We start from the raw sequence: 13,348 nt of genomic DNA on the forward strand, positions 1-13,348 counted from the left end.
GTCGAATCATCGGGGAGCCCCGCAACCTCTGTCAGGTTGCGGGGCTCCTCCCGTTTTTCGCATCACCCCGACGTGAGCATCTCATCCATCGCGCGGTGATTCGCCCCATGAAGCGGTGACTTCCCCATGAAGCAGTGACTTCCCCATCGAGCGGTGACGCAAAACGGCTATATTCCGCCAATCCGCAAAATCCCCTCACCGCTCCATGTGACTTTCACCGCGCGATGGGCCTTCAGACCACGCGATGGGTGCGATGGGGGAGCGGGTGAGCGTGGATAGTGGGTAACGGGTAACGAGAACGATTGCGGTTCCCGGGATCACAAGGCGAAATCCCGGGAACCACGAAGGCCGGAGAACGTCACGCCCCAAGCAGCGCGAGCATCTGGGGGATGCTCTTCTTGCCGAATTCGACCTTCTGCTCGCCGGCTTCGCCACCATCGCCACCGCGGTTGATGACGATGCAGGGCACGCTCATCGCACCGTACTGGTCCTTGAGCTCCGGGAAGTGCGAGATGTCGTAGGCCTCGGCGCGCACGTTCGGGTTGAGCGAGGCGATGCGCTGGGAGGCGAGTACCGTCTCCGGGCACATCGTGCAGGTGAGCGACACGAGAATCATCACGTCGGTCGGCTTGTCGATCGCCTCCGCGCGCGACTTGAGGTCGTCGTCGAGCGGCTGGCCGGGACCGGCCGCGTTGTACAGACCGAGCACGAACGAGTTGAACTCGTGGCCGGAGGGCACGCCGTGGAACGCGAGACCGGTGAAGGTCAGTCGACCGTCGCTCGCCGGATCCGCGACGCACAGTCGCACGGCCGGGCGGGCACCGGGCAGCAGACCGGCCGGATCGAACTCGGCGCGGCCAGTGTCGTCGAGGGAGCCGTACGTCGGCAGGATCGCGGCGGAGGAACCGTCGCCGGAGCCCGCGGCACCCGCGGCGACAGCGGAAGGCAGCGCGATCTCCAGCGGTTCGCCGACCACCAGACCAGCCGGCGCGGAGGAACCGTCGATTGCGGTGATCAAACCGGCGGCATCCACGGCCACGGAGTTCAGCTTGCCTCCGGACAGCGCGACCATCTCACCGACGAATCCCTGCAATTCCGCCGAAAGCGGGGTGTCGTCCAGCTCCAGCGCGAGCGTGACCGGACGGGTCATGCGTCCGAAGACGACGCCGAGCTGCTGCTTGATCGCATCGGAGAACAGCTCGCCGGGCTTGCGCGAGGCGGAGGCGACGGCAGCCGCATCGGCGCTGCGCTTGACCGGCGCGGGGGCGGGCGTCGTGCCCTCGGCCCCGGCCTTCGCAGCCTCAGCCTCGGCCTTCTCGTACGCGGACGCGGTCGGACGCGGCGGCACGAGTCCCGTCTTCTCGCTCATCGACTTCGCGTAGCGTTCCAGCTCGACGGCCGCGATCGCGCCGTCGGCCGTCGCGGTGACGACCTGACGCAGGTTCTTGACGCGCAGATCGCCCGCCGCGTACACGCCCGGCACGGACGTCTCGAGATAGTCGTGCGTGATGACGTACCCCTGCGGATCAAGGTCGACGACACCGCGCACGAGCGAGGTCGCGGGCACGTATCCGGCGAACACGAACACGCCGAACGTGCCGCCGTCGGCCGGCTTCCACGTCTCGGTCTCGCCGGACGCGCGATCGAGAATCGTCGCCTCGCGCAGCCCGCCCTGACCGGCGGTGACGCCCTTCAACTCGACGCCGTATCGCACCTCGATCTTCGGGTTGTTCTTGGCTTCCGCGGCGACGGATGCGTCGCACGTGAAGTCGTCCTCACGCACGAGCACGGTGACCTTGCTCGCGTACTTGGTCAGGAACACGCTCTCCTCGGCCGCCGCGAATCCGCCGCCGATGACGAGCACCTCCTTGCCGGTGAAGAACTCGCCGTCGCAGGTGGCGCAGTACGCGACGCCACGGCCCGCGTACTCGGCCTCGCCCTCGAAGCCGAGCTTGCGCGGGGAGGCGCCGGTGGCGATGAGGATACCGAACGTCTTCAGGTCGCCGCGCGAGGTGTGCACGGTCTTGACGTCGCCGTCGACGTCGAGACCGGTGGCTTCGGCGGAGAGGAACTCGGCGCCGAAGTCACGCGCCTGTTCACGCATGGTCTGCGTGAGGGCACGACCGGTGGTGCGGCCGACGCCGGGGTAGTTGACGACTTCGTTGGTGATGGTGATCTGTCCGCCGAAATCGTCCTTTTCGAGCACGAGCACGCGATAGCGGGCGCGGGCGAGGTACAGGCCGGCGGTAAGTCCCGCGGGGCCACCGCCGATGACGACGACGTCGTACAGATCGCTGTTGTTCTCAGTCATGCAAACTCCTTCAAGTAGTAAATAGGCCCCTAACAAGTAGGCCCCCTCTGATGAGACGTCGCCCACAAACAGCTCTGCTGTTCGCTTAACGGCAACGTCTCATCAGAGGGGGCCGAGGCTGTTTGTCACAGCAGGCCGACGAGGTCGAGGCTCGGCTCGATGGTGTCCTCGCCCGGCTGCCACTTGGCGGGGCAGACCTGATCGCCGTGCTCGTAGACGAACTGGGAGGCCTGGACGCGGCGCAGCAGCTCGTCGGCGTTGCGGCCGACGTTGGAGGAGATGACCTCGTAGGCCACGACCTTGCCCTCCGGGTTCACGATGAAGTCGCCACGCTCGGCCATGCCGTCGACCTCGTTGTAGGTGTCGAGGTCACGGGCGAGCAGGGCGGTCGGATCTGCCAGCATCGGGTACTGGATCTTCGCGATCTTCTCATTGGCGTCGTGCCACGCCTTGTGCACGAAGTGGGTGTCGGTGGACACGGAGTAGATCTCGCAACCGATCTTCTTGAAGTCCTCGTACTTGGCGGCGAGGTCCTCGAGCTCGGTCGGGCAGACGAAGGTGAAGTCGGCCGGGTAGAAGAAGAACACGGACCAGTGACCGAGCACGTCGGCCTTGGTCACCTCGTGGAAGTCGTTGTTCTGGAAGGCCTGGACCTTGAAGTCGGTGAGTTCGTGCTGCAGAAGAGTCATCATTGTTCCTTTCCGTGAGAGTCTTCGCGGGGAATCGGCCACTGCCATCAGGCTGTCATCAGACCGATTCCGCCCGGCCGACAGCCGGGTCGTTCCCCATGCCCTCCCATCCTATCCCGAACGCACTGCCTGCGGAACGGGCGGCGCGCGAAAGACCGTATGAGGAACATCACAAGCGGGAATCAGACGAAAATGGACACGGGAATCGTATGGAAAGACAATCGCCGAACGGGTGCGCGGACGGGGCACGATCCCCGTATGCGGCCATCCGCGCGTTGGACGGCCGCCGGACGGACCTCCGCCAGCCGTGAGACTCCCGGACGATCCCGCCCGTTACCCGAACATCGCTCGGGATGATCCAGGGATGAACGGGCGATACAACGTTGATGATCTACTATGGGCCGTAAAGCAATCACCCGATGATCAACCGGCAACCACCCGGCAGATAGGGTGCCGAACAAGGCGTCGCACGCCGGGAACGCAGGAACGACGACGATACGTTCGAAACATCGACAAGGAGACGACGATGACGACTGACGAGCAGTTCGAGCAGAGGCAGGGTCCCACCGATCCCGAGCAGTCCACGGCGAATGCGACGTGGAGCCGCATGCTGGCGGGTAATCGGCGGTTCGCCGAGGGCAAGCCGGAGCATCCGTGGCAGGATGCGCAGACGCGCGAGTCGCTGATCGACCGCCAGAACCCGGACGCGGCGGTGCTGTCCTGCTCGGATTCGCGCGTACCCCCGGAGATCGTCTTCGATCAGGGATTGGGCGATCTGTTCACCGTGCGCACCGCCGGTCAGGTGGTCGACGACGGCGTGCTCGCCTCGCTCGAATACGCGGTGAGCGAACTGAACGTGAGCCTGCTGGTGGTGCTCGGCCATCAGGGTTGCGGCGCGGTGCACATGGCGATGGACGGATTGGACGCGATGCTGCACGAGGCCACCGCCGACGCCGACGATTCGCTGGCCGCCGCCGAGCTCATGGACTCGCTCGACGAGCGCATCGCCGAATCCGAGTCGATCATCATGCGTTCGGTCGGCATGTCCGTCTGGCAGGCGCGCGAGGCCGAACTCGAGGCGCAGGACGACATCGAGCGCGTGCATGTGGCGAGCACGATCGAGAATCTGGTCTCCAGAAGCGAGGTCATCCAGACCGCGCTGGCCGAGGACCGTCTGATGCTCGTCGGCGCCCGCTACCAGCTCGACACCGGCCTCGTTGAGGTGCTGAGCTTCTGATCGGCCGCCTCAGGCACCATCGTGCCCCGGCCTCTGTCCGCCCCATCGTCCTCAACCCCAAGAACCCCAAGGAACGTACGCTGACGGGCGATCAGTGTACGGCGGCGGGGGCCAACGCCGGACTATCCCCCGGATTCGTACGCTTACCCGACGTCAGCATACGAATCCGGGGGATGACCTCGGGTAAGCCACAGGGAGCGTACGGTGAGAGACAGTCAGCGTACGTCCCCGAGGGGTTCCACGATTATGACCCCGCGGAACGTACGCCCGGATACGCCCGGCCGACGATGCCGCCGGCGTCAGCGTACGAATCCGGGGGATGACTTCCCGCAAGCCACCAATGACGTACGCCGGGCATCACGCCGACGCCCTCCGACCGACCCCGACCAGCCAACCAGCCTCCACGAACCCGACTTGACTCCCCGCTCCCCTAGAGTGGAGACATGTCACTTGGCTTAAACATCCTGCTGATCTTCGTATTCCTGCTGCTCGGCTCCGTCTTCGCCGGCACCGAACTTGCGCTGGTGAGCCTGAGAGGCTCGCAGATCGACCAGATGGAACAGGAGGATGCCCGCGGCGCCCGCGTGGCCAAAATCGCCCGCGATCCGAACACCTTCCTGTCGACCGTGCAGATCGGCGTGACCCTGTGTGGCTTCCTGTCCGCATCGTTCGGCGAATCGTCGATCTCGCCGTTCATCGTGCCGTGGGTCGTGGCGCTCGGCGTCCCGCAGCACATCGCCGCACCGCTGACGACGATCGTGTTGACGCTCATCATCTCCTACTGCTCGATCGTGATCTCCGAGATGGTGCCGAAGCGCATCGCAATGCAGAAGACCGAACAGATCGCGCGCGCGGTCGTCCCGGCGATCGACGTGTTCGCGAAGATCTGCCGTCCGATCATCTGGCTGATCGGCAAGAACACGAACGGTATCGTCCGACTGCTCGGCTTCGACCCGAACGAGACCGAATCCGAGGTGTCCGACGATGAGCTGCGCGTACTCGTCAACACGAACACGAACCTGAGCAAGGACGAGCGCACGATCCTCGACGACGTGTTCGACGCCTCCGAGACGATCGTCGCCGAGGTGATGCGCCCTCGCGCCGACGTCGTGTTCCTCGACGGATCGATGACGATCCCCGACGCGGCCAAGTACGTGCGCGAGATGCCGTACTCCCGCTACCCCGTCACCGGCAAGGACTTCGACGACGTGCTCGGCTTCGTGCACGTGCGCGACCTGCTCGACGTGCGCGATCCGAATGCGAAGACCGTCGCCGATATCACGCGCGAGGGCATCTCGCTGCCGGGCACGTCGAAGCTGCTGCCGAGCCTTGAGCTATTGCGCAAGCGCGGCATCCATCTGGCCGTCGTCATCGACGAATACGGCGGTACCGACGGCATCGTCACGCTGGAGGACATGACCGAGGAACTGGTGGGCGACATCCACGACGAATACGATCTGCCCGAGGAGAAGGGCGGTCCGCGCAACCGTCGCAGCGTGTTCGTCAACGGCGTCGCCACGATCGAGGGCGGCACCACATTGGAGGATTTCGAGGACCTGACCGGCATCGAACTGGAGGACGGCCCGTACGAGACGGTCGCCGGATACTTCCTCGCGCACACCGGCAAGATGGGCGAGGTCGGCGACGTGCTCCACTCCGACGACGGCTACGACATGATCGTCACGAAGGTCGACGGCCGCCGTATTGAGACCATCGAGGTGAAGAAGGCCGGCGCGCCGGACCACTACGAGCCAACTAGTGGGGCCACCGGGGCCACCAACTGACACCAAATCAACTGACACCAACGTACGCCAGCACCAACGACGACTCCCTATGATGTCGGCGTACGTTTCACCGGGTTATTCCGGTGGGCATCCGGAGGAACGTACGTTAACGGTTACCAAACGTACGTTCCTCCGGGGTTTTTCGGGGGGCATCCGGGCAAACGTACGTTAACGGTTGTCAAGAGTACGTTTGCCCGGATGTCTAGGGGAAAGACCCGGAGGAACGTACGCCAGTATGTACGCCGGCACGTCGCCTCGGCCCTGATTGAAGCCGAAACCTCTAGACTGGGTAATACAAGGTTCCTTATGGGAGACTCCCACAAGGAAGGAAAGGAACAATCATGGCACTCGCATTCATCGTCCCCGGCCTCGACGAGGCCGTCTCCGAGAAGGCCATCGCGATTCTGCAGAACCGCCTGAGCCAGGAGCAGGAGGCCGCTCTGGTCCTCAAGCACGCGCACTGGAACGTGACCGGCCCGAACTTCATCGCCGTGCATGAGATGCTTGACCCGCAGGTCGAGGTCGTCCTCGCTCAGGCCGATGAGACCGCCGAGCGCATCGCCACATTGGGCGGCACGCCGGACGGCCGCGCCGACGCGATCACCCGCAACCGCACGTGGAAGGCGTTCGATGTCGAAGGCCGCGCAGGCACCGAGGAGTACCTCAAGGCGCTCATCGAGTACTACGACGCGTTCATCGCCGACGACCGCAAGGCCATCGCCGAGCTCGACGACCTCGACGTGATCAGCTCCAACATCATCCAGGACCATGTCCAGGAGCTCGAGAAGTTCCAGTGGTTCATGCGCTCTCACCTCGCGTGAGTAGGCGTTTTCTCTATTGACTGACACTGACTTATGAGAAATGCGGTTCTCCTTGTCTCAAGGGAACCGCATTTCTCATTGTCACGCGAAACACGCGTTATAACGCGTTATAAATGGTCAGATGGAGACGTGGTATCCGGCGTTATGTGTGGCTGGGAGACGTCCGATCCCATAGGATCCGATACGTCGATCGGGGCGGATCGGGGATGGATGCGTGATGAGTCTGCCACTCAGCGCATGTCAATCGGTTGATGTTCGTTGAGCGGCAGAAAACCGTGCCGCTCAACGCGATTTCGGCGCTTTTTCACGTTGAGCGGCAGACACATCGGCAGCAAGGACAGCTCTCGAGATACCGGCTATTGCAGAATCGTTGAAAAATAGCCATTTTGACAACATGTCAAATAAGGTGGCGAGTCGGTAACGACGCATCGTCGTGCCGCTCAACGCCAAAAACACTGAAAAAAGCGTTGAGCGGCACAGCTGGGAGACGCGCAGACGGCATAGCTAAGCGAGGACCGGTCCCGGCCGCCATCCGGGCCCACACCCGCAACACGACGCCGGATCACGGTGCTACAACACAATGCGGCGGTTGAGTTCGCGGCGCAGATCGCGCCAACGCGGCAGATAGGCGTCCATGCGCGCGCGGAACCGCTCGCCGTGACCGCGCTCCCACAGGTGGGTGAGCTCGTGGACGAGCACGTATTCGAGGAACTCGGGCTCCATGAGCCCCAGTTGCAGGTTCAGTCTGATACGCCCGGTCTTCGGCGTGCACGACCCCCATCGTGAGGTCATCAATCGCAGGGTGATGTGCGTGGGCGATTTGCCGACGATCGGTGTCCACTTGTCGAGGAGACCGGGCAAAGCCGCGTTGATCGCCTCCTCAGCGCGCTTGCGGCGATCGTCGGTCCACACATGGGTGCGATCGAAATCGGCATCGTCGCCGTCGTTCGAGGCGGGGGAGTCCGACGAAGGAGACGTCGAGGGGACAGGGTCAACGGAACGCGTATCGCCATCGAACGGATCCAGTCCGCTGACGGAGAACAGGTCGTCGCCGGCTTCCTCGACACCGCCGACACCACCAACACCACCGTTACTCGACGGATCAAACTCGCCCTCGCCGAATCCCGCCATCGCCTCGTGACGCGCCTTGGCCATGCGTTCGCGCTGCCGATCGATCCACTCACGTCGGCCGCGCACGAAATCGACGATCATACGTTCGGACATCCGCGCCGGCGCCGACACCACGATTTCCCCGGACGGAGGCTTGATGCGCAGATACATGTTTCTGATGCGTTTGCGCGTCACCTCGACCGGCATTCCGTCGACGTCGATCACACGCATGGAGATGACGGCAGGGAAGGGACTGACGCGGGAGGGGCGGCGACGATATGGCATATCCGCCATTGTGTCTACCGAGAGGACATCGCGATTTCTTCATCCTGTGACTACCCGGCGTACACCATGAAATCGCCACTCACTCCTACTCCCATAAGGCGACACGCCGTAACGCACGCATTCTTTGACAAACCTCGAATGACCTGTATTATAACTGCTTGTGCTTTGAAGTGCACGGACGGGCCCGTAGCTCAGGTGGTTAGAGCGCATCCCTGATAAGGATGAGGTCGGAGGTTCAAGTCCTCCCGGGCCCACAGGAAAAAACAGCGGCCGTTTGAGCCGCTATTTTTTTCTATCTGCAACTGAAGAGGCGCCTTTCGAACTAGGGACACTGGGGCATTGGCGCAGCTGGTAGCGCATCTGCTTTGCAAGCAGAGGGTCGCCGGTTCGAACCCGGCATGCTCCACTAGTGGCGACACTTCAGGGACAGGATGAGGGCCGTGGGATCAACCGATTCCACGGCCCTTATCTCGTTTGCAGGCCCTAACAGCGTTCCCAGATTCCCAGGTTCCCCGGTTCCCATCACGCCCTCTCGCGCCCCATTACGCAACAACATCCCCATGAAGTGGTGTTTCACCCATCACGCGGTGATGCAAAACGGCGGTATTCCGCCAAATCGAAAAATCGTCTCACCGCGCGATGGGAATATCACAACGCGATGGGATCCGACACCGCTCGATGGAGCCGATCAATCATCCACTGACAGAGCGTGGACAGACCCTTGCCGGATCGAACGGCACGTGCATACAATCGGAAACGTCTATTGATAGCCCAAACCCAAGGGGGAGTCCATATGCTCACGGACGAGTACGTCAAGCGCGTCTACGCGCAGGTCGAGAAGCGCGACGGCGATCAGCCGGAGTTCCTGCAGGCCGTGCAGGAGGTCTTCGAGAGCCTGCAGCCGGTCGTCGAGAAGCACCCGGAATACGAGAAGGCGGGCGTGCTCGAGCGCCTCGTCGAGCCCGAGCGCGTGATCAAGTTCCGCGTTGCGTGGACCGACGATGAAGGCAAGGTTCAGGTCAACCGCGGCTACCGCATCCAGTTCAACTCCGCGATCGGCCCGTACAAGGGCGGCCTGCGCTTCCACCCGACCGTCACCGAGAGCGTCATCAAGTTCCTCGGCTTCGAGCAGATCCTCAAGAACAGCCTGACCACGCTGCCGATGGGCGGCGCCAAGGGCGGCTCCGACTTCAACCCGAAGGGCAAGTCGGACGCCGAGGTCATGCGCTTCTGTCAGGCCTTCATGACCGAGCTGTCCCGTCACATCGGCCAGTTCACCGACGTTCCGGCCGGTGACATCAACGTCGGCGGCCGCGAGATCGGCTACCTGTTCGGCCAGTACAAGCGCATCCGCGACGAGTACTCCGGCGTTCTGACCGGCAAGGGTCTTGAGTTCGGCGGATCGCTGGCCCGCACCGAGGCCACCGGCTACGGCCTGTGCTACTACACCGCCGAAGCGCTGCGCGTCCTGCGCAACGACTCCTTCGAAGGCAAGACCGTGATCATCTCCGGTTCCGGCAACGTGGCCACCTACGCCGCGCAGAAGGCCGAGCAGCTGGGTGCGAAGGTCGTCACCGTGTCCGATTCCAACGGCTACATCTACGATCCGAACGGCATCAACGTCGACGTGGTCAAGCAGATCAAGGAAGTCGAGCGCGGCCGCATCAAGGAGTACGCCGAGCGTGTGCCGGGCGCCGAGTACCACGAGGGCAGCAAGGGCGTGTGGAGCGTCAAGGGCGATATCGCCCTGCCGTGCGCGACCCAGAACGAGATCGACGGCGAGTCCGCGCAGCAGCTCGTCGACAACGGCGTGACCGTTGTGTGCGAGGGTGCGAACATGCCGTCCACTCCGGAGGCGATCGCCGTCTACCAGAAGAACGGCGTGCTCTACGGCCCGGCCAAGGCCGCGAACGCGGGTGGCGTGGCCGTCTCCGGTCTGGAGATGAGCCAGAACTCCTACCGTCTCTCCTGGACCTTCGAGGAGACCGACGCCAAGCTCAAGTCGATCATGGAGACCATCGTCGCCAACTCGCTGGCCGCTGCCAAGGAGTACGGCCACGAGGGTGATCTGATGCTCGGCGCGAACGCCGCCGGCTTCGTCAAGGTCGCCAATGCGATGGTCGCCCAGGGCGTGCTGTGAGCATATAGAACCTGTGGGTGAACACCCGGCATCGGGAATTCACCCACATTGACCGTCCCCTCATCGTCAGGGGAGTCATGATTCAGTCGTCCGGCGCGTGGAACGAATCCTCTCTGTTCCATGCGCCGGATTTTTTGTCAGGTCTATCGATTCGACGGATTATTCGACGGATTCGCCGGATTCCCCGCAATGAGATCCCACGGCGCGCGGCGGGTGAGCAGTTCGAAGACGAACACGATCAGGAAGCCGAGAATCGCATACTCGAGCAGGGAGCGGAATGCGTCGGAATCGGCGCCGATGAACCCGATAATCGCCATTTCGGTGAACAGGCCCAGCACCAGCGTGCGCACGGCGTAGAACGCCACTCGGCTCCATCCGCGTCGCGAGACCGTTTCGATCGTCATGTGCGTGAACATGCCGCCCAGGGTCTGCCCGCGATGCGTCGCCGGAATCGCCAGCTCGAACACGAGGAACGCGAGCGCCGCGGCCGATGGCGCGACGCCGTTCAACCAGCCGTTGCCAAGCGTGATCAGCCCTCCGAACAGCGTGTAGTCGCCGTTCGGCAGCGGAGTCGACATCCAGTGGAACGCAAAGACCATCGCCAGCGTCACGGGGAAGTAGACGAGCACGACGAAGATCATGTCGATCACGTAGGCGACCACACGATGTATGGCACCCGGACGCATGTTCACGTCATCTCGCCCGGGCAGGGCCGATTGCGGCACCCAGCGGGTGAACAGTTTCGCGATGACGAATCCGACGAGTACGCCAAGCGTGTTCGTCATCAGATCGTTGACGTCGAACTGGCGGTAGGCGCACGGGTAGAGTCCCCAGAATCCGGTGAGCTGCGACGTCTCGATGAACAGCGATGCAACAAGGCCGGAGGACAGCACCGCCCACCATGACCAACGCAGCCAGCGGGTGAATACGAAGCCGAGCGGGATGAAGAACACGACGTTCATCAGCAGCTGCAACAGCCCGTACAGACCTCCCGTCTGGATGTCCTCGAGGAATCGCAGGGGATTGAGCTGTGGAGTGTAGTCGCCGGCGTGCACCGTGCAGAACCGGTCCGGGTCGTCGGGCATCGGGTAAAGCGTCAGGGCGATGAGTCCGGTGAAGTACAGCGTGCTCAGGTAGGAGGCGAGTACGGACATCGCACGTAGCCGGTGATGCCGGTGATACAGTCCCGCGAGGATCGGCAGGGTGAGCACAATCGAGACGACCGGCCACAGGATCATCGCGATGATGAACGATGTGGAGAAGTAACTCAGGTATCCCAACATTGGCACCACTATACGACCCATGCCTCATACGTCCCGTACCTCATACGTCCCTATACGATCACATACGACCTCATACATTACGGCCCCATACGACCCCGTGCAGTTCTTCCGTACGTTCCCGGGGACTATCACAGGGCGATTCCCGATCACCGTACGCTGAGTCGGCCGCAGTGTACGTCGTCCGGGGCTTGAACGACGAAATCCCCCGATTTCGTACGCTGCGGACTGGTCAGCGTACGAATGCGGGGGATTGCGGAGCGATACTCCCACGGAACGTACACTGGCGATTGCTCAGCGTACGGTCCTCGTGGGGATGAGGATGGGGATGAGGATGGGGATGAGGATAAGGATAAGGATAAGGATAAGGATAAGGATGACCGAGGAGGTACCTAGGGTACCCGGGGTACCGGGTTACCGAGGTACCGGTAATACCGGAGTACCAAGACGGCCGGATACCCCGGATCAGATGAGCTGGAGGGTCACGTCGAGGGTCAGCGGCTTGTCGGCGGGCAGCTGGAACTCGTCGTGGACCGGGGCGCCCCACGTATCGTCGCCGCCGACGCCCATCTGGGCGGCGAGCAGGCGCAGGAACGTGTGACGGACCGGCGGCAGTTCGTTCTGGTGGGTGGCCTCCTCGAGCATCAGCGAGCTGTACGGCAGCAAGCTCACGGCGAACGGCGAGGCACCCGGAGCCGCAGCGACGCGCATGCCGTGGCCGTTCACGTCGGTGATCTCGGCCCAGCGCACGCCCTCATGGTTGCCGGTCTCCTGGGGCATCAGGTACGGTGCGCAGTCCTCGGCCGCGGTACGCGAGTAGACGCCCAGCTTCGCGCCGTGCAGGCGGTCGGCGTACGTCTCCTCGGGGCCGAGTCCGTAGAACTTCAGGTGATCGTACTGCGCCGGCAGCGTCCATTCGAGGCCGAACGCCGGCAGGGTCGGCGCGTCCTCCTCACCCGCGTATTCGACGGTCAGGTGCACATGCAGGGCCGCGTCGACCTCGTAGCACACGGTGACCGGCGTGCGCTTGGCGTCGGCGAGCTCGTAGTCGTAGCGTGCGACGAGTCCGGTGCCGTCGGAGGTCTTCTCGATCGACGTGCCGGTGACGCGGGCGTAACGTCCGGCGGCGAACCACTGGGCGCGGTCGAAGCCGGAGCCGTTGCCGCGATCGTTGTCGACGAGAGCGCGGAACGTCGTCAGGTTCGGACGGCGGATGACCATCTCGCGGTCGCCGTAACGGAACGACACCATGCCGCCGGCCGTCTTGGACAGGAGGACTTCGGCGACATCGTTGTGGATGCCGGAATTGAAGCCGTCCTCGGCGATGACCGCGCGGGAGTCGCCAGCAGCGGCCTGCGCGGAATCGCCATCGCCGTCGAACGACACGATCGCCGTGTGCTGGCCGAACGCCAGTTCGTAGCCGGCGGGCGCCCAGTCGGTCGCCTCGGCGAGACGCTGGTCGACCTCATACGTGATCTCGGCGCGGCCGGACAGCGGCACCAGATCGGTGACGTGCGGGAACGCGATCGGCTCGCGGACCTTCGCGCCGGCGGGCACGTCGAAGCGGTAGTCGGCGTGCCAGCGCTCGATGCCGTCGACGAGGACGCGCGCGGTGAACACGTAGTCGGCCGTCGACACGAACAGGTTGTCGTTCGTGATCGTGACGCCGGACTCGTCGGGGACGATCTTCA

Annotated in this window: 9 protein-coding genes and 2 tRNA genes; 6 read left to right on the forward strand and 5 right to left on the reverse strand. The window is 63.5% G+C overall.

Annotated features, from left to right (window positions below):
* Nucleotides 1-358 precede the first annotated feature (358 nt).
* Both BW11_RS05690 and ahpC read right to left on the reverse strand, forming a co-directional pair.
* On the reverse strand, nt 359-2,311 hold the full coding sequence (locus BW11_RS05690; RefSeq protein ID WP_140445329.1) for an FAD-dependent oxidoreductase: 1,953 nt from the start codon (nt 2,309-2,311) through the stop codon (nt 359-361).
* A gap of 125 nt (nt 2,312-2,436) precedes the next feature.
* Nucleotides 2,437-3,000 carry an alkyl hydroperoxide reductase subunit C gene (gene ahpC, locus BW11_RS05695; protein WP_043166665.1) on the reverse strand — a complete coding sequence of 188 codons (564 nt, stop codon included), beginning with the start codon at nt 2,998-3,000 and terminating at the stop codon, nt 2,437-2,439.
* 526 nt (nt 3,001-3,526) lie between these two features.
* Here ahpC and BW11_RS05700 point away from each other — a divergent pair.
* From BW11_RS05700 to BW11_RS05710, 3 genes are all read left to right on the forward strand, one after another.
* On the forward strand, nt 3,527-4,237 hold the full coding sequence (locus tag BW11_RS05700) for a carbonic anhydrase (protein WP_258184618.1): 711 nt from the start codon (nt 3,527-3,529) through the stop codon (nt 4,235-4,237).
* Nucleotides 4,238-4,680: 443 nt separating this feature from the next.
* Complete coding sequence (locus BW11_RS05705; protein WP_140445330.1) at nt 4,681-6,021, forward strand: hemolysin family protein; 1,341 nt, start codon at nt 4,681-4,683, stop codon at nt 6,019-6,021.
* Between the two features lie 341 nt (nt 6,022-6,362).
* On the forward strand, nt 6,363-6,842 hold the full coding sequence (locus BW11_RS05710) for a Dps family protein (protein ID WP_043166669.1): 480 nt from the start codon (nt 6,363-6,365) through the stop codon (nt 6,840-6,842).
* A 570-nt stretch (nt 6,843-7,412) separates the two neighbouring features.
* Here BW11_RS05710 and BW11_RS05715 read toward each other — a convergent pair.
* A complete protein-coding gene (locus tag BW11_RS05715; protein ID WP_375137636.1) occupies nt 7,413-8,237 on the reverse strand; it encodes a M48 family metallopeptidase in 825 nt (274 codons plus the stop codon).
* Nucleotides 8,238-8,417: 180 nt separating this feature from the next.
* Between BW11_RS05715 and BW11_RS05720 the strand changes: the two genes are divergently transcribed.
* From BW11_RS05720 to gdhA, 3 genes are all read left to right on the forward strand, one after another.
* A tRNA-Ile gene (locus tag BW11_RS05720) sits at nt 8,418-8,491 on the forward strand.
* A 79-nt stretch (nt 8,492-8,570) separates the two neighbouring features.
* Nucleotides 8,571-8,643 (forward strand) — tRNA-Ala (locus BW11_RS05725).
* Nucleotides 8,644-9,030: 387 nt separating this feature from the next.
* On the forward strand, nt 9,031-10,377 hold the full coding sequence (gene gdhA, locus BW11_RS05730) for an NADP-specific glutamate dehydrogenase (protein WP_140445332.1): 1,347 nt from the start codon (nt 9,031-9,033) through the stop codon (nt 10,375-10,377).
* Nucleotides 10,378-10,520: 143 nt separating this feature from the next.
* On the opposite strand, the gene BW11_RS05735 is transcribed toward gdhA, so the two are convergent.
* The gene (locus BW11_RS05735) at nt 10,521-11,660 is read right to left on the reverse strand and encodes a VanZ family protein (RefSeq protein WP_140445333.1); all 1,140 of its coding nucleotides are present in this window, start codon (nt 11,658-11,660) and stop codon (nt 10,521-10,523) included.
* A gap of 462 nt (nt 11,661-12,122) precedes the next feature.
* Nucleotides 12,123-13,348 (reverse strand): beta-galactosidase domain 4-containing protein (locus BW11_RS05740; protein ID WP_140476349.1); only part of this gene is annotated, 1,226 nt, incomplete at its 5' end.

Origin of the sequence: Bifidobacterium sp. UTCIF-38 (genome assembly GCF_006454495.1) — a bacterium.
Lineage (GTDB): Bacteria > Actinomycetota > Actinomycetes > Actinomycetales > Bifidobacteriaceae > Bifidobacterium > Bifidobacterium callitrichos.